General features: G+C 41.5%; 11 protein-coding genes and 1 pseudogene. All 12 read right to left on the reverse strand.

Annotated features, from left to right (window positions below):
- Window positions 1-38: 38 nt before the first annotated feature.
- Window positions 39-512, reverse strand: a pseudogene (locus BHF69_RS14850) (C40 family peptidase); the annotation flags it as partial.
- A gap of 346 nt (window positions 513-858) precedes the next feature.
- Window positions 859-1,131, reverse strand: a complete 273-nt coding sequence (locus BHF69_RS14450; RefSeq protein WP_242946134.1) for an immunoglobulin domain-containing protein — start codon at window positions 1,129-1,131, stop codon at window positions 859-861.
- Window positions 1,132-1,164: 33 nt separating this feature from the next.
- Complete coding sequence (locus BHF69_RS08640) at window positions 1,165-2,691, reverse strand: O-antigen ligase family protein (RefSeq protein ID WP_158022567.1); 1,527 nt, start codon at window positions 2,689-2,691, stop codon at window positions 1,165-1,167.
- Between the two features lie 337 nt (window positions 2,692-3,028).
- Entirely contained in the window at window positions 3,029-6,874 is a 3,846-nt protein-coding gene (locus BHF69_RS08645) for an immunoglobulin domain-containing protein (RefSeq protein ID WP_075670665.1), read from the reverse strand.
- A 292-nt stretch (window positions 6,875-7,166) separates the two neighbouring features.
- The gene (locus BHF69_RS08650; protein ID WP_143249516.1) at window positions 7,167-12,704 is read right to left on the reverse strand and encodes a DUF6273 domain-containing protein; all 5,538 of its coding nucleotides are present in this window, start codon (window positions 12,702-12,704) and stop codon (window positions 7,167-7,169) included.
- Window positions 12,631-13,728: a reverse transcriptase/maturase family protein gene (locus tag BHF69_RS14455; RefSeq protein ID WP_075670669.1), complete on the reverse strand. Its 1,098-nt coding sequence runs from the start codon at window positions 13,726-13,728 to the stop codon at window positions 12,631-12,633. Before BHF69_RS14455 ends, BHF69_RS08650 begins: the two co-directional genes overlap by 74 nt.
- Before the next feature lie 312 nt (window positions 13,729-14,040).
- Window positions 14,041-14,175: a hypothetical protein gene (locus BHF69_RS14855; RefSeq protein ID WP_442855858.1), complete on the reverse strand. Its 135-nt coding sequence runs from the start codon at window positions 14,173-14,175 to the stop codon at window positions 14,041-14,043.
- Between the two features lie 15 nt (window positions 14,176-14,190).
- Window positions 14,191-14,613 carry a four helix bundle protein gene (locus BHF69_RS08660; protein ID WP_075670671.1) on the reverse strand — a complete coding sequence of 141 codons (423 nt, stop codon included), beginning with the start codon at window positions 14,611-14,613 and terminating at the stop codon, window positions 14,191-14,193.
- Window positions 14,603-16,324: a phospho-sugar mutase gene (locus tag BHF69_RS08665; protein WP_075670673.1), complete on the reverse strand. Its 1,722-nt coding sequence runs from the start codon at window positions 16,322-16,324 to the stop codon at window positions 14,603-14,605. The genes BHF69_RS08660 and BHF69_RS08665 overlap by 11 nt, the downstream gene beginning before the upstream one ends.
- A 70-nt stretch (window positions 16,325-16,394) precedes the next feature.
- Entirely contained in the window at window positions 16,395-17,705 is a 1,311-nt protein-coding gene (locus BHF69_RS08670) for a sugar phosphate nucleotidyltransferase (protein ID WP_075670675.1), read from the reverse strand.
- A gap of 9 nt (window positions 17,706-17,714) precedes the next feature.
- Window positions 17,715-18,656 (reverse strand): GDP-L-fucose synthase family protein, encoded by a 942-nt coding sequence (locus BHF69_RS08675; RefSeq protein ID WP_334292913.1) that lies wholly within the window; start codon window positions 18,654-18,656, stop codon window positions 17,715-17,717.
- Entirely contained in the window at window positions 18,656-19,726 is a 1,071-nt protein-coding gene (gene gmd / locus BHF69_RS08680) for a GDP-mannose 4,6-dehydratase (RefSeq protein ID WP_075670679.1), read from the reverse strand. Before gmd ends, BHF69_RS08675 begins: the two co-directional genes overlap by 1 nt.

Here is a 19,726-nt window from a genome sequence, read left to right on the forward strand (position 1 = left end):
CAAGTCGTATCTAAATTAATATTTTTACTTAAATAACCATATGTTTGTGCTTGAACTGCATATCCATTTCCAGTATATATCGCAACATGATCACTTGATCCATCACCTTCATAATCAAAAAATATTAAATCTCCTTTTTGCAAATTTGTTTTATAATTTGAAAAACTTGACAATGAATATGATACAGGAGTACCATACCTCCTTTGATCATTTGCAGCACCTGGTACTATATTAATTCCAAAATGATTACACACATACCAAACAAGGCCGCAACAGTCAAACCCATTTCGACTTCGCCCCCCTAATACATACGGTATACCAACACAATTATTTAAAGCATACTGAACAAATGCATCTGGACTTACAGTCGATGCATAAGTTTTTTTCACTTGAAAACCACCAATATCAAATATTATTGTAATCATTAAAATAACTACAAATAATAATTTTAATAACCTTTTTTTCATCATTTTTCCTAATACTTTTATAGTCCCCTCCTTGGACTGATACATTTGATAGTCATAATCTCATATTGACTATCATTTTACATTACCATGTTTCTCGACTTAAAAAATAGCTAAATAATGTAAGGTATAAGCTAATTTCATAATCCTTATAATCACAATTTTACCACAATTTAAACAAAAGCTGTCCTTCATGGCAAAAACAGTGATTTTGACGTAAAAAATAGCATTCAATAATTCAATTAAACTAATATACACAGCTTCTTTCCCATTTTATTGCATTATATAATTTTTTCACTATATCTCTATTCCCCTTTATAATTCAGGTAGATTTGATAGCTGTATAAAACAGGAGAAGGACTCTCATCCTTCTCCCATTCATAATAGCAATATCTTATTGTACAATCAGCGTTCCTGCCTCTGAAGTCACACTATTTCCTCTTTCATCGGTTACCACACAACGGTACTGCTGGCCATTTCTCACTGCTGTGATCGGCACGCTGACAGTAGCTGTCTTACAGCCGCTCTGAGAAGAGTTCTTCCAGTTCGCTCCATCATCATTGCTATACTGCCACTGGTACTTTAACCCTTCTCCGTTGGCTCCTACCGTAAAGCTTGCCGTATCTCCCACTGCTCCGATATAATCTTCCGGCTGGCTGGTGATCACAATTGCTTCTCCCTTTCCTTCATGTTCTTTGTCTTAGTTTTCATAATTACTTTTGTAATACGCATTGATTTGTATTAAATATTGCCTGTAATTAGCTCCTATTTCTAACTTTGGATTAACCACTGCACGATAAGCTAGTTCCCCTATCTCTCGATTCTCCTGCTCTAATAGCTGTTGAATCCATAGTAGTTCTTCCAGATATACTTTCACCTCCTCTTTCCTTCCATTACGATCTGCTGATGAAAGCATCTCGTATAATCTTGTTATATATTCTTCATAAAGACTTACTTCACATTTTCGATGAAGGATTTGCTCCCTCTCATACTTCATCATCTGTTTATAGTCTTTATTCAAATATGCAATTTCTGCTTTAACCCCATAGGACTGACTAATATAAGGATTTCTTTTAACCAAATCATTGGCTATTTTTTCTGCCTGATTCGCGTCTGTCTCAATGGATAATTGATGAATCTTAACTGTAGTCATCCATGGTGCATATCGAATAAGTCTTTCAATTTCACCGGAATATTCCAAATACGATATGCCTCCTATATAAACAAACATACACCCGATGACAGCCATTGTTACGTAATACAGTTTTGAGAAATTCAATTCTATCACTTTGATTTTCTGAAATTCCATACATGACAAAGCAACCATCCAGATTACAAAATATTGCAAATTAAAATCAATACAACTATGTAAAAATATGACTAACAGCAAATGTTTCTGTAATTTGTTATTATCTTTCGCAAAAATTTGTTTTGCAAAAATGGCAATTAGAAGAAACATAGATACAACTCCAGCATCTAATCCCATCTGAAGAATATCGTTATGCACAAATTTTGTTGAATACTTTACTACCTGCATTGATGGCTGTAAATAATAAAAGCCCATATATCCCAAGCCTAGTGGATGTCCTTTTAACATTTTTAACCCATCCAAATCATATAGCAGCCTTTTCCACATTGTCCTGTTTTTCCCTGCCAACAGCAAAAATCGACCAAAATTCTGGTGATTTCCAGTAATCACAACCGTGATTACCGCAATAAAAATACTGATAATAAACAAGGCTATAATCTGCTTTCTCCAGGACTTTTCCTTCATAAAAAAGTAAACTGCATGAAAGAAAAGAAATAAGAAGATTCCTTTACTTCCTGTAAGAAAAATACCTGCAATTAATATCAGCAATTCTACAATTTGCTTTTTTTCCCAGCAATTTTCATAAACTAAAAGAATCATTCCTAATAAAAGAAATAGTGCGAAGGTATTGGAATATTGAAAAAAGCCACCTAATCTGCTCCCCTGAAAAAAATATTTTTTTAAAGGGGATGCATAGCAAACAACTGATACTATTGTCATTATGGCTGCAATATCTGGAATCATTTTTAGCAGCTCCTGTTTTTTCTCTTTTTCCATTTGCAACAAAAGCAATGCTAATAGCGGTATAACCAGATACCGAATGGCTCCAATCAAACTCATACCTTTATCAATCCCATAAACCATGGTTCCCATATGGAAGATTCCAATTAGCCCTAATGCTAAAAATGAACAATCCATTGAAATAACTATTTTCTTTTTTTCCCATATATTTCTACACAATATTACACATAACAAGATTCCACATAAACAGATTGTCCATATATAAAATCCCCCAAAACAAAAGGGTAAAGCTATAACTATTCCTGTCATTATCTTATTTTCCATCTACTTCTCCTACCCTTACAATCATTACCTTTTTTATATTGACCTTATTATAAAAGTTACTGAATCATTCAACCATAGGAGTTACATAATTAACCAGTTATCTGCAATATTTAGTATATTTTATTCTATATGGAAAAAGCAGCACACCATCTTGATGTACTGCCTTTTCTTTCATCTTATGTTTTATTCATTACTTCACAATCAGCGTTCCTGCTTCTGAAATTACGCTGTTACTATTTCCATCCGTGACTACACAACGATATTGCTGGCCATTTCTGGCTGCTGTAATTGGCACACTAACGTTCTCTGTCTTATTGCCACTCTGTGAAGAATTCCTCCAGTTTTCCCCATCGTCATTGCTAAACTGCCACTGGTATTTTAAACCTTCTCCAGTTGCCTGAACTGTAAACGTAGCAGTTTCTCCCACTGTACCTGTGTAATCTACCGGTTGACTTGTTATCTCTATTGCTACTCCAACAATTATTTTTGCCGCTTCAGATGTTACGCTATTTCCTGTTTCATCCGTTATCACGCAACGGTACTGTTGGCCATCCCTGGCTTCTGTAATCGGTACATGAATCGTTTTTGTCTTATTGCCACTCTGTGAAGAGTTTTTCCAAATACTCCCTCCATTATTGCTGTATTGCCACTGATATTTTAATCCCTCTCCTTCTGCTTCTACAGTAAAATTTGCTGTATCATTAACTTCTCCTCTGTAATTTATTGGTTGGCTTATAATTGTCAAGGTCTTTAACACTTTTAATATAGCCGCTTCCGATGTCACACTGCTACCTTTTGCATCTGTTACTACGCATCGATATTGCTGACGGTCTCTCACTTCCGTAATTGGCACTTCAACGGTTGCTGTTTTATTGCCACTCTGCGAAGAATTTCTCCAGTTTATTCCATCATCATTGCTGAACTGCCACTGGTATTCCAATCCTTCTCCCTCTGCTTTTATATTAAAACATGCTGTTTCTCCAGCCTCTCCTCTGTAATCTACTGGTTGACTGATAATTGCTAATGCTTTTAACACTTTTAATATAGCTGCTTCCGATGTCACACTGCTACCTTTTGCATCTGTTACTACGCACCGGTATTGCTGACAGTCTCTCACTTCCGTAATTGGCACTTCAACGGTTGCTGTTTTATTGCCACTCTGTGAAGAATTCTTCCAGTTTACTCCTCCATCATTACTATACTGCCACTGATATTTTAATCCTTCTCCTTCTGCTTCTACAGTAAAATTTGCTATTTCTCCTATGGTTCCCTCATAATTCACTGGTTGGCTTATCATTTTAATAGATAAATCTTCATCTGCATAAGACACTTTTTCTGGAAATTCATTATATACATAACTCCAAACAGTTCCATCTGTACGAACAAATGCATAATCCGCATATCCTAGATTTACATCCATTAATCTCGTACAAGATGCAATATCTGTTATAAGCTTTTCTCCCTTTACATAATAAGTTCCATCACTTGCCAATCCAGTAAATTTCTTGTCAGTAGGATTAATAGCGACTGATGTCCATTCAATTTTTTTTGTTGTCCTATTATATTTACTTTGTATTCTGTACAAGTTTCCATCCAAACTCTCGTAAATGTGCTGGCATTCTGGGAAAATGTATTTTACATTTTTTGCAATTTCTTCTGCTGAATGATCATTTCTAATATAATAAAGTGAATTGCCAGCAAAGAGGATTGGTGTATATCCATCCCATTTAACCTTATTATTTGCTTCAACATCTAACACTTTATATGAAATTTTAAAATTCATATCACAATACCAGGTAGTTCCATCATTTAATACAACATATTCTGTTGATAATACCTTGGAAACATTGGATATAATGATCTCCCCATTACTTTTTCTTACAAGATTTCCATTCATATATAATACAAATAAGGCTCTCGTCTGAGATAATAAAATTTGTTTTACATTTTCATCAATTTTCGTAAGATTTCCTTCCACATCAAATTTATACAAATCATGATCCTTCGTCAAAACATAATTTTTTAATATTGTATCAATTTCTTTATCTTGAATTGTTAACGATATATCCTCTGTACCCAAATAATCCCTTCCATTCTTTCCAACTTTATGCCTCAATATAAAGCCATCATCATACACAAAGTCTGCCGCATAAGTCTCTGCTGAATCAGTGATCTTTTTCCCAGAATAACCACTATATACATTACCATCTTCTTTTGTAATAGCAAATTTAGGCAAAGAAGATTCCTCATAATTCTGAGATAACACAGGTAATTCATCTACTTTATTCCCAATTGACTCAATATCATCCGAATTTTTTACTGTAATATGAATTGTTTTTGATACATTTGTACCTTTCACTTTAACATTAACATCAACTTCACCTTTTACAGTGAATTTATTGTTTGTAACCATGTCTGTATTTTCAACTGATACTTCAAATGGATTTTCATCATTAAAATATAATCCTCTTGCTTTCGGAGATAAACTGCTATTGATATTAGATCCAAGAACAACACTTTTATCCTTAAGATCTGCTAATTCAAGTATCTGCTCTGCTGTTGCATGATCAGGGACCGATATCCACGAAAAATCAATATTCTTTACTGCCTGAATGATGCTATCATTCATATCTGAAAAATGCATAACTCTCAAATATTTCATATTTTTTATAGAAGAATAGTCTTCTACGCTAGATGAAGTAACTTGCAATTTTCCCATACGTTTCATATTGGAAATACCTGAAATGTCTGTTAATTGATCTGATATTAACACTAATGATATTATATTTTTACATTTTTCTAAAGCATCTACATTTGTAAATGTTCCATTAAGATGTAAAATCTTTAAATTCGTTAATTTAGAAATCTGTTCAACTACTTCATCAGTAACTCTATTCAGTTCTAAGCATCTCAATTTAGGTGCTTTTTCCAATGGTGATAAATCTATAACATCATCAGAATCATATTTCATTGTCGCCCTTTCAACGGTTTTCAATTCATTTTGAGATACATAGCCATCCATATTGGCGTCACAGGCTAACAGCAGCTTTTTATCTTGCATCTCTACTAAATCTTCTGGTTTTTCTTCTACAACAATCGGAATTTTAATAGATGCTTCTTTACCAGAAATAATCAGGTTCGTCTTTCCTACTTTTTTTCCTTCAATATAGCAGTTTTTATTAGAAATAGTATTCTTGTATGGTGCCATATCAACACTAGCTACTGATGGATCTTCAATCGACAAAGTTACATTTACTCTTCTGTCATCCGGCGAATCACATCCAAGATCAATAATTCCATATGGATATATGTCTTTGGAATAACACCCTGTCTCATAAATATGAACGGCTTCGTTTTTAATGATATCTAATCTGTCTTTTTCAGATACACCCGTATTTGTTAAATACACACTATGCAAATTCGGTAGTTCTTTTAAAATAGACACATCTGTAAGATTCGGATTCTTCGAAAAATCTATTCGTTCAAGATTAACCGCTCTCTCCAGACATTCCAGTTCTTCATTAATTAGTTGTTGATTTGAACAGTACAGCAATTGAGCATTCTTTATTTCTTCCTCATCAATCATATCATCTTGATTCTCATCTACCTTTTGGCGACCGGACTTTTCAAGATTATAATATATTGTATATGATTTTAATGGAACCACATTCTTTGCTGCTTCTTTTACCGTCACCTCAACTGTATCCGTATAAATATCCGCACCTTTTTCAAATTCTGCAGTAATTGTTGCACTTCCTTCACTTTGTGGTTCGTAACGAAATGTAGTATTCCCACTCCATCGCCCTTTTTGTCCAACCTTTATAATACTTTCATCACTCGAGGTAAAACTTACTATACAATCAGAATCAACACTTCCTAACGGTATTTCCTTAAACTGGCCAATCAGCACCTCATCCGTATCAATAAGAATTTCTGGAACTCCTTCAGTTGCTGCTATTGGAACTTTTTCAATTGAGCAATTACAGATTGATACAATAAATACCAATATAAAAGCTAAAATCTTTCTTTTTTTCATCCCTATTCCTCCCTTTTTCAAATATTTAATAAAAAAAGTATATCATTTCAAAAAAATCTTTTCCTGCCATCTACATAAATGACCATCTTAAAGACAAAAAAAACAGCACACCATCTCTGATATACTGTCCCTATCCCTCTATTCATCTTACTTACCTGATTGTTCTATAAAATCAAGATATCCTTCCCTATTTTCTTCCCTTCTCTCCGATCTCTTCACCGGCTTTTTTATAATCCCTAGTATAAAACAGGAGAAGGACTCTCATCCTTCTCCCATTCATAATAGCAATATCTTATTGTACAATCAGCGTTCCTGCCTCTGAAGTCACACAGTTTCCACTTCCATCGGTTACCACACAACGGTACTGCTGGCCATTTCTCGCTGCGGTAATCGGCACGCTGACAGTAGCTGTCTTGCAGCCGCTCTGAGAAGAGTTCTTCCAGTTCGCTCCATCATCATTGCTATACTGCCACTGGTATCTTAAGCCTTCTCCGCTGGCTTCCACCGTAAATACAGCGGTATCTCCTACTGCTCCCGTATAATCCTTTGGCTGGCTGGTAATCTCCAGTGCTTCTTTCCCAACGATCAGGGTTCCTGCCTCTGAGATCACGCTGTTTCCACTTCCATCGGTTACCACACAACGGTACTGCTGGCCATTTCTCGCTTCGGTGATCGGCACGCTGACAGTAGCCGTCTTGCAGCCGCTCTGGGAAGAGTTCTTCCATGTTACTCCTTTATCATTGCTGTACTGCCACTGGTATCTTAAGCCTTCTCCGCTGGCTTCCACCGTAAATACAGCGGTCTCTCCCACTGCTCCCGTATAATCCTCCGGCTGGCTGATGATCGCAAGTGCTTCTTTTGCAGCGATCAGGGTTCCTGCCTCTGAAGTCACACGGTTTCCACTTCCATCGGTTACCACACAGCGGTACTGCTGGCCGTTTCTTGCCTTTGTGATCGGCACGCTGACAGTAGCTGTCTTACAGCCGCTCTGGGAAGAGTTTCTCCAGTTCGCTCCACCATCATTACTAAACTGCCATTGATAGGTCAATCCTTCTCCAGCAGCTCCTACGGTAAAGCTTGCCGTCTCTCCCACTGCTCCCGTATAATCCTCCGGCTGGCTGGTGATCGCAAGTGCTTCTTTTGCAGCGATCAGGGTTCCTGCCTCTGAGGTCACACAGTTGCCGTTTTCATCGGTTACGATGCAGCGGTACTGCTGGCCATCTCTCGCTTCGGTGACCGGCACCTGGATCGTGTCCGTCTTGTTTCCGCTCTGGGAGGAATTCCTCCAGCTGGCTCCACCATCATTACTAAACTGCCACTGATAGGTCAATCCTTCTCCAGCAGCTCCTACAGTAAAGCTTGCTGTATCTCCCACTGCTCCTGTGTAGTCTTCCGGCTGGCTGGTGATCGCAAGTGCTGATCCTTTTGTAAGATCCACGCTCCTCATGATCGTGTTGTTCTCCGTAAAGAATTCTTCCTGATCTGCCGTGGCCACTGCTGTAAACGTTCCGGAAGGATATTCCTGGTCCCCCAGATCCATGCTGATGATCTGGCTCTGGCCACTCTCCAGAGGATCTAGCGAAACGGAATAAACCGGCTCTTCGCTATTGTCCGGGGCATATACATCCAGAGTGCCTCCACTGGCTGCCATACCTACATTCTCTATCTTGCAGGATAAGATACGGCTGTCTCCCGTAACTGTCAGTTCTTCACTCAGCTGCAGGTCACAATAGCCAATGCCCAGTTCTTTTGTATCATCCTGCTCATCTGCATCACTGCTGCCATCTGCATTTTCGATCCTTACCGTATAAGTATCCCGGTCCATCTGATCCGGAAGCACCAGTCCGATGTCAAAGCTGCTTTCACCAGATGGAGCCAGATCTACCTCCTGCTCTTTCTCAAGCAGCACGGCTCCTTTTCCATCCGTGACTGTAATGGACAGGGCATCTACCTGCTGATCGCCGTTATTGCGTACTTCAAGGGTGATCGGAAGTTCTCCTCCGCCTGCCACATCCTCCTGCTGATAGACCGCAGATAAAAGCGTCAGATTATTGGAAGCATCTAGTTTTTTCCACACCAGATCACTGTCATCCTCCACATCATCTTCTGCAATGGTCACCTGCTTTAACATTCCCGTACAGTATGTATCCCCATTGACCGATGCGATGCCCAGATTATCCAGATATTGTTCCTGATCCGTGATCTGGATCGGTTCTGACCAGGCTCCCTGGGCTTTGTTGTATACGACTTTATACAGATTAGAGGCCTTCTGCGTTGCTGACGCATAATACAAGGTACTTCCATCTATGATATAAGTACTGTTTAGATCCGTGACCGCTCCTTCCATTGGATGGGTGATGGCTGCTCCATCTGTCGTAGCTGCCAAAGTTCCATTCTCGATATAGATCAGGGATGCAAGACCGGTATCCGGCATAACAGCAAAGGAAGGGGCTGATACGCTGCCTGTTGCGATCTTTTGGCTGTCCCCATCCAGTGTGCAGATGGATACGGTGACATCATCCGCTGTCCCCAGATCATTGTCTCCATCTGTGGCATAAGCGATGTAAGGACTGCCTCCCATGCTTCCCATGCTAAGCCCGGTCACCGCATGCAATCCTGTCAGGATCTCCTTTGGCTCTGTCCAGGCCCCGTCTACGTATTGGCTATAACGGAGCATGTTGGTGCTATTTTGTCCATAGATCTCAAAATCCTTGTTTGCGACCCATACTGCCGTAGGGACTCCGTCAAGGGTCCCCACATCTACCGCATGTTCGTACAGGGTATTGTCGTCAGAGAGCACTGTCAGATCCTCAAAAGCACCGGCCTCACTATCATAGCGGCTCACACAGACCTGAAGGGAGGATGCATATTCTTCCATATCCCCATTCCAGTCATCTGCATAAGCCTGATCTGCCTGCAGGCAGGCCAGATAGATACCTTCTCCTCCTCCAGAGGTCCGGATAAAGCCGGAGGAGACTCCTTCCTGTCCAAGTCCTGACGGAGCTGACCAGGAATTGGTGTCCGCATCAAATACCGAATAGCTGACCCTGGACTGATTGTACTCATTCTGTGCCGTATCCGCCTTGTTAAAGGCCAACACCATATGCGCCCCATCCGATGCCAGGACCGGGGCACTGTTGCGGTAGGTGCCGGATAATAACGTCTGAAACTCGCTGCTGTCCATGCTCCTGCTCCTTGCTCTCCCTGCTCTCCCCGCATTCCAGGAAGATTCTCCAGACAGATAGCTGGTATCCGAAAGCTCATACTGACTCTTGCTGTACAGCCCCTGCATCCATTCTTCTTCCTGAGCCGTCCCTTCCTCTGCGAGACTCCGCGTGCCATTGGTCCTGGAATAGAGAGGCCAGGTGTTATAGGCAAAACTCTTCTTGGCTTCCCAGGAAGCAAAGTAGAGCTTCGCTCCCAGTTCTCCGGTCAGATCCACCGTGTTGCATTTAAAGTTTCCATTGGTCCCCAGAAGAGCAAAGTCCATGTCAATCCTGCCGCTTCCATAGGCTCCTCCTCCCACCAGGCCTTTGACTCCGATCCCTCCAAATACTTCCATGCCGATCCCCGGTGCAAATGTCGCATTTCCAGAGAATACCGATTTGTTAAAGTCATACTCCAGCTTTCCTTCCAGCTTTCCGGATGCTTCCCCCTTGATCTGTACAGTGACAGGTACTGCATACGCTACAAATTGAAAATTCTTCTTGGCACTTCCCTCCAGCAGGAAATATACCGTACCGGAAGCCTGTGTCATACCCTTTTCGTTCCAGTCTCCCTCTATGAAGCCACAGACGCTCAGGCTGGCATCGGTATCCAGTGGAAAGGTACTCTTTCCCTTGTTCTTTAAGAGCTTCTGGAGTTCCTTTTTCGTCGTTTTGGAATCTATGTTCATGCTGGCAGCCTTCACCGCCTGCTTCATCTTCTTTTTAGCATCTTGATACTGCTCTTTGACGCTTTTCTTCCCATCTTTGTTCCAGACCTCTATGTTGATCCCTCCATAGATCTTCCCGTCTGAGACCTGCAACTCTACCGGAATGTCCTCCGGCAGCTTCATCTTCACTGTCGTATTGCCTACGAATGGAACATCCTCGGATACGGCAAAGGAAATGCTGTCGCTTAACTTAAAATAAGTATCTTTCACTGCCGCATCATCGGTAAAGGACAGATTGATCTTCGTGATGGCCACAGTGCCGTCCTGACCGGTGACATGGACCTTGACCTTCCCTCCTTCGGAAAACTGGCTGATTGCCAGATCACGGAAGTTCCCATCCGTACTGGATGCGATCTTTGCTGTTCCCTGATACAGATCATATCTCTTTGCCTTGGATGGATCACAGGCCCTGCATATCAGGCTGAACTTCCCATCATCCAGCAGGTTTGCATTGGAATTGGTCAGACTGAGCCGCTTTGTTTCTGACAGGAGGCTGACATTCCTGATTCCGCCCTTGTATCTGGCACTTTTAAGCTTGCAGTCGGATTCCTTTTCCGAATACAGGATCACATACTCATAACCATTCTCACTCTTCTCATAGTCTTCATCCGCATTGGAATACGGCTTATATCCATCACAGGTGACCGTAAGCTTGGGGTCTTCTACCGTAGAGCGGGAAAAGACTGCCGTACCGGAAGCATCCGTCACTTTCTCCGTTCCCGCAAAGGTTACTTTCGCATCCGGTACCGGCTCTCCAGAAGAATCTGTCACATAGATCGCGTACTCACCATCCTTTACTGATACCTTGATATACTGATCATCGCCGCCCACTTCGTTCTCTGTCCCATCGGAGCATACCTTCCCGGCATAGGACCACTGAGAAGATGAGAGATTCAGATACAAAGCCGGCCGCACACCATAATCCTTGTCGTAGACATTATAGCCGACATTGTCCACGTAGCCACTACTGTTTACACGCGTAGCACAATACGTATAATAGCCCGGCGAGCGCAGCCACCAGTCGCAGTTGCCCTGGTTGGCTGTGCTGATACTACTCCATGTTCCCATCGCCTTTGCATACACACTGCTCTTACTCCTTCTGCCTTCATCATGGATACCGCTATCCTTTACAAATCCATAAGAAACGGCGGTGTCTGTACGATAGACCTGTGATTCTGAAAGAAGAAAGACCTCATCACTGGTATCATTGCCTCCTTCTGTCCCGCAAGAAAGATTATCTTTATTTTCTACCTTTGTAGTCGCAACAAAATCCTGTTCGGAAGCTGTAAACGCACTATCCAGAAAGTTCTTGCTGCTATAGTCCACTCCATTCTGGTTGCTTCCGGCACCATATCCATTTAACCAGCTTCTTATGGTGCTGCTCTCCCAGGTGACAGATTCATGATCCAAATGATATTTCTGGTCATCCAACGCACGGTCTGACAATAGCAATGCCTGATCTCCATCTTTTTGTAACACCCGCCATTTGATCGCCTCATAGCGAAAGTAATGATAGGAGGTAGCATCTGACCAGTTATAATAAACAGATGAACCACTAGTTCCATAGGTAGCATCTGCCTTTTTCATCCTGCGGTATTTCCTCCCCCCTATGGTAATATCATTGTTTTCATCCCAACCTGTGGCTGCTTCCAAAGAAGCATAGATGCTGTCAGATACGACCAGATCCCCATCTGCAAGCATGCTTTTACTTAAAGCTGTATAATTCTCACTCATTTTAGAAGTGATCACTTCTGCCTGTGGATAACTTCCAAAGTAGATACAGTCCCAGGTGACCTTCTGACCTGCATCCATCGTAGAATCCTCAACGATCCTCGGATTGGATATGGATGCGGCTCTCGTATCCGCCGGTGTCAGTGTAAGCAGACCGACTGTCATAAGTACTGTAAGCAACAGCGAGACCGTTTTCCTGACTATAGCTATCCATTTCCCTGATTTCTTTTTCATGGCGTTCTCTCTCCTCCTTTGTCTCTGTCGATAATACTAAGTGGTTTAATAAATTTTTTTGTAAGCAGTAGGTATTTCCGTGAGATAGATGTCCAAGGTAACTATTCAAACTCCTGTTTATCGCCTCCATATCCATAATTCCTGTTCGATATGCATGACGAAACCTTTTCAGTCGCTTTTTGATTCTCTTTTTATTGATTGTTCGAAGCTTACGAATGACTTTTCCTGTATCGGTCAGATAAAAATGAAATCCAAGATAATCAATTCCCTGAGATAATGGTACAATCTGAGTTTTCTGATTAAGTGCTACTTTTCTTTCTTTATCAAGGTATTCTCTCATCTGTGACAAACACTCCATCAGATACTGTTTATCATCATGTACGATAATTCCATCATCCATATATCTCGTATAAAACTTTGTTCTAAATTTTTCCTTGATCATTCTATCCAATCCATCCAGATAGTAAAGTGCAAACCATGAACTAGTCTGGTTTCCCAATGGAATTCCTCTACCTGATTCCCATTCATAGCTGTCAATAAAAAGCTTGATCAACCAAAGAACTTTTTCATCATATTCAAAAGCCCTTTTAAATAATTCATATAATATCTCATGATCAATTGATTGAAAAAACTTTCGTACATCGAACTTTAAGAAAAATCCATTAGTACCATGTTTTCGATAAAAGCGATGAAGAAATTCCTCTAATCGATCAAGTGCAAAATGTGTCCCTTTCCCCTTGCGACTTGCAGCATTATCATATATCAGATGCCTTTCCATATATGGTTCAATCACGTTGTCACATAATGAATGCTGTACGATGCGATCTCGATATTGTAACGCATGGATATTTCTTTCTTTAGGATCATATATTTTAAATTCATTATAAGGTCTTGGTCGATATCTCCCTGTCTTTAATTCCCACTGCAGCTTACATAATTGTTGCCCTAAATCCAATTCAAAACTAACAACGTCCTTCTGTTGTCGTTTTCCCTTTCTGGATTTTTTATGTGCTTCATATAAATGTTCAAATGAACATATTTGTTCATACTTATTTTGGTTAATTCTTTCACATCCTTTCTATTTTCATATGATAGTCAGGCAGCTTATCCTTAGACACATTTAGAGATTAACCTCTTTTTAGCGAATAAAATAAGCTGCAATAGAAAAAAGAATTCCCGTTTTCCCATCTGACTATATGTGTTCTTCCATTGCTGGAAAGGAATTCGGTTCCTTTGAAATATGACACGGATAAAGTTTTCTTAAACTTTATATCTGGCCAATCCATCTCAAATCCGGCCGCACACCATTATTATTGTTGTTGACATTATTGCCGTTATTGTTCACGTAGCCATTATTGTTTACATTCGTAGCATTATTCGTATTATTGCCCGGCGAGCGCAGCCACCAATTACAACCTTATCCCTTATATCTATTCTGGTCGCTTTGAGACCATGCAATCAGCAATCGGATTACTTCCGATGACTGTATAGATATCTGTTCATATTGTTTCGGAAGGATACATCCTTGTTCTCTTGCCATCCATGCTATATAATTTAGTACCTTTAAATCTACATATGCATTCTTCTGATATTGCTTTCGTTGAGCAATTCGTTTATTATCATTACTATTTTTAATAAAGATCATATTAGCCCGATATAAATTCTCAACAACTGATAAAATCAAATTTTGTAAACGACTAATTAAAGTAAAACGAAACTTTTTTGGTGATTTCTCTGTAATAAGAAAGATATAATTTCCCAAATCTTTTGACTTTGTAATAACGTATAATTCACTCTCTCTCTCTTCTTCATACTCACTCCTCACCTGTTTATCCAGCATTTCTTTCTTCCAGGATGCAGGATATAAGCTTCTTTACTTCCCTTATCATCCGCTCTTCTATAACCCTGCACTGCTCTTCCTTCTCTCCACAGATAGAGAGATAGACCTTAAGCTTCGGTTCTGTCCCAGACGGCCGAATCGTCACAGAACAATGGTCCTCCAATAAAAACTTCACCACATCGGCTTTCGGAAGCCCATTGATTCCCTTTTGATAATCAAGCATCCTTTGGACCTTCTTTCCGCCCAATCGGTCGATTCCCTTTCGGAGCTGATGCATGATCTGATTCATGTCATCTTGTCCATCGGCTCCTTCAAAATGAATGCAGTGCTGTATATCTAAGGTATATCCATATAATTTATATAACTCTTGTAGCTTTTCATACAATCCAACTCCCTGTGCCTTATAATAGGCGAACATCTCACACGTTAAAAAGGCTGCATTGACGCCATCCTTATCTCTGACGTAGGTGCCGCTTAAGTAGCCATAACTTTCTTCCAGACCGAAGAGAAACTGTTCCAGCTGATTCTTCTGTTCTAAGAGTCCGATCTGCTCTCCGATAAACTTAAAGCCTGTCAGAACGTTGACTATCTTTACCCCATAATGCTTTGCAACCCTCTCTGCCATATCCGTGGTTACAATGGTTTTTATGGCGATGGGATGTGCAGGCATAGTTCCCATCTCCCTTCGACGAGAACAGATATAATCCAGCAGAAGAACTCCCGTTTCATTTCCAGACAAAAGAACATAGTCTCCATCCTGTCTGCGCACGGCAATTCCCAGCCGATCACAGTCTGGATCTGTCGCCAGTAATAAATCTGCCTGTTCTCGCTTCGCATACCAGATTCCAAGCTCCATGGCCTTTTTGTCCTCTGGATTTGGATACGGACAAGTAGGAAATCTGCCATCTGGCTGTTCCTGTTCCTCTACTACCTTGATGTTACTATATCCGCTTTCCTTTAACGTCCGAAGCACCGGCTTTAATCCGGTTCCATTGAGCGGAGAATAGATGATCGCTGCACTTTTATCCATCGGTGTATCTATCCCCGTCAAAGTCTCCTCCTTCACCGCTTCAAGATAGGCTTGGTATACATTCTCAGAGATGAACTGTATTCTTCCCCTGGCAATACCTTCTTCAAAGTCAGCCAGCCTCACATCATCGAATACATCCAGCTTATGAATTTCCTTTTGAATCCTTCTGGCATCTTCGGTAGTAATCTGACATCCATCCGCACCATACACCTTATATCCGTTATATTGTGCCGGATTATGGGATGCAGTGATGACAATGCCCGCCACACAGGAAAGCTCTCGTACCGCGAAGGATACACATGGTGTGGGCATAATTTCCGGATAAAGCAAAACCCTGATTCCCTGATCAGCGAAGATGGCTGCTGCTGCTTTGGCAAAGACATCTGACTGGATTCTGGAATCATAGGCAATGGCCACCTTCCAGTCGGGCTTAAGAAAACTCTTTTTGATATAATCAGCAACTCCCTGAGTGGCTTTTGCCACCGTATATACATTAAGACGGTTAGTTCCTGCTCCCAGAATGCTTCGGAGACCGCCGGTTCCAAAAGTCAGCTCCTGACAGAAGGCATCACGAATCTCCTGTTCTTCCATTCGTTTTAATTCTTTTATCACATTCCCATCCGCAACAGCCCGTTCCTTCCAGCGTTGGTATTCTCTTATGATTTCTTTTTGTGTTCTCATACTTATCCCCTATTCACTCTAAGATATCCCCCTATATGTAAAGCTGTTCTTCAATCTATTGGAATTTTGCTCATTTTGGATGTTTCTGCTTATCCTCTACGCTGATATCCTTCCCCATCTGAACCTCGATCACCTGTATTTCTGTATCTGCAATGATGGTGTGTCTGCATCCAGCCGGCATACAAATCACATCGCCAGGCCCTACTTCCTGTTCTTTCTCATTGATGACTGCTCTTCCATAACCGGATATGACAGTCCAGACCTCATCTCTTCTCTCATGGCTGTGGTAATTCATCTTATGCCCCTGATTTAACGTCACCTTAATGGTTAGGCTTTCCTCCGATGCATCGATGACACGAAAGCTCCCCCAGGACTTCTCGGCAAAGCGAATCTGCTGAACGATACTGTCCACATAAGGCTTGATATAACTGGACTGATTCTTATCTGATACCAGAATGCCCTCGGGGCTTGCAGATACGACCATATCCTTTAATCCCATGCACAGAATTGGCACATCCAGCTCATTGATCACATGAAGGTTCTCACAGGCATCATTCATCATGACCTTTCCGACCTTTACCTCTTCCATGGATTCTGTAAGTGTATTCCAGGTTCCAAGGTCTTTCCAGCTTCCGGCATAGCGGATTACGGATATCTTTTCTTCCTTTTCCACCACCGCATAGTCGAAACTGATTTTGGTCAATGTATCATATTTTTCAAATAAATCATAATAATCCGTAAAATCGATCCATTCATGTGCTTTATCCAGAACATATTTCAGACGATATGCGAAGACTCCTCCATTCCAGAGTGCTCCCTGTTCCATATAATGCTGTGCTGTTTTGGCATCTGGCTTTTCCTGAAACGTACTCACCCTGCTGATTCTCTCCTGATCCATTGGAATGATATACCCATATTTCTCACTGGGATACGTCGGTTCGATTCCCATAAGCACCAGATTGGCATCTCCCAACCTTGCATAATCTCCAAGCTCCTTTAAGGTCTCAAAGTAGCTGTCCTCCACATAGGGATCCACCGGACAGACGACGACTGCCTCATCTTCTGAGATTCCCTGCACGTCGTGAAGATACGCCGTTGCCAATGCAATGGCAGGAAAAGTATCCCGACGGCATGGCTCTACGGAGATTCCGATGTTCCCACCCAATTGATTATGCAGAGCAGATACCTGATTCTTTGCTGTTGCAATAGTAACCGTAGCCTCCGGATCCACCGTGCGAATCTGGCGATATACCCGCTGCACCATGGATTCATATTCTCCATTTTCCTTGCAAAAGAGCTTAATGAACTGCTTCGAACGTACATCGTTGGACAGTGGCCATAGACGTTTTCCTGATCCTCCCGATAAAAGTACAATATTCATACACCTCACCTATCTTTCCGCACGCATTGGATTATGTAAGAAATCCTCATAGGCCAGACGGATGCCATCGACAAGCTCGGTCTGATAAGTCCAACCAAGTGCTTTACTCTTCGATACATCCAGAAGCTTCCTTGGTGTTCCATTGGGCTTGGTCGTATCCCAACGGATCTCTCCTTCATATCCAATGACTTTTGCCACTAACATTGTCAATTCCTTAATGGATAGTTCCTTACCCGTTCCTGCATTGACCGTTTCATTGCCACTGTAATGATTCATCAGGAATACACATAAGTTGGCAAGATCATCCACATAGAGAAATTCCCGCAGAGGACTTCCATCTCCCCAACAGGTCACATGAGAAAGCCCCTGCTCTTTTGCTTCATGGAAGCGGCGGATCAGAGCTGGCAGTACATGACTGTGGGTCGGATGATAATTGTCATTAGGACCATACAGGTTGGTCGGCATGACACTGATATAATCGGTTCCATATTGACGATTTAAGAACTCACAATACTTAAGGCCTGAGATCTTTGCCAGTGCATATGCTTCATTGGTCTTTTCCAGCTCACTGGTAAGCAGGCAGTCTTCCTTCATAGGCTGAGGTGCCATTCTCGGATAGATACAGGAGGAACCTAAGAATTCCAGCTTCTTACATCCATTCTTCCATGCAGAATGAATCACATTCATCTCCAAAATCATATTGTCATACATAAAATCTGCCAATGCACTCTGATTTGCCACGATTCCTCCCACCTTTGCCGCAGCTAGAAAGACATATTCTGGCTTTTCCTGTTCAAAAAAGTCCTCTACGGCATTCTGGCGACACAGGTCTAATTCCTCGTGTGTGCGGGTGATGATATTGGTATATCCCTGTCTCTGTAATTCTCTTACGATGGCAGAGCCTACCATTCCCCGGTGTCCGGCAACATAGATCTTCGCATCCTTTTCCATCATGCTTCATTTCCTCCCTCATTTACAGCCCTCATGGCCGCCTCTCTTCTGGCCAGAGCCCGGTCGTGCTCTGCCATAAGGTGAACCAATTCCTCATAGCTGGTCTTCTGTGGATTCCAGCCAAGAACCTTCTTTGCCTTTGCCGGATCTCCCCATAAGTTATTCACATCCGTAGGCCGAAACCAGGCAGGATTTACACATACCAGCATTTTTCCTGTTGATGCATCATATCCCTTCTCCTCTAATCCAGTTCCCTCCCATCGGATGGTCATATCATTGGCTGCAAATGCCTTTTCTACAAAATCTCGTACGGTATGCTGTTCTCCCGTAGCGATCACAAAATCCTCTGGCTGGTCATGCTGTAGCATCAACCACATGCATTCCACATAATCCTTTGCATAACCCCAGTCACGAAGGGAATCCATGTTGCCCAGCTCCAGATGATCCTGCAGCCCTTCTGCGATCCGTCCAGCTGCCAATGTGATCTTACGGGTCACAAAGTTCTCTCCTCTTCGTTCAGATTCATGGTTGAATAAAATTCCATTTACAGCAAACATGCCATAAGCTTCCCGGTATTCCTTTACCATCCAGAATCCATACTGTTTTGCGATAGCATATGGGCTATAGGGATGGAATGGTGTAGTCTCCCTCTGCGGGATTTCCTCCACCTTACCAAATAACTCAGAAGTGGATGCCTGATAGATTCTGGTCTTCTTTGCCAATCCAAGAATACGCACTGCCTCCAGGATTCTTAAGACTCCAATGGCATCCACATCTCCGGAATATTCCGGCACATCAAAGGATACCTGTACATGAGATTGTGCTGCCAGATTATAGATTTCATCCGGCTGTACCAGACCAATGATTCGAATCAGTGAGGATGCATCCGTCAAGTCCCCATCATGAAGCTTGATTTCCCCGTGTTCCAACAGATGGTCAATTCTTCCTGTATTGGAAATAGAGGCACGACGAGTCATCCCATGCACCTCATATCCCTTTTCTAATAAAAATTCTGCAAGATAAGAGCCATCCTGCCCGGTAATTCCTGTAATGAATGCTTTCTTTTTCAT

This window comes from Anaerostipes sp. 992a (assembly GCF_001940245.1).
Classification (GTDB): Bacteria; Bacillota; Clostridia; order Lachnospirales; family Lachnospiraceae; genus Fimousia.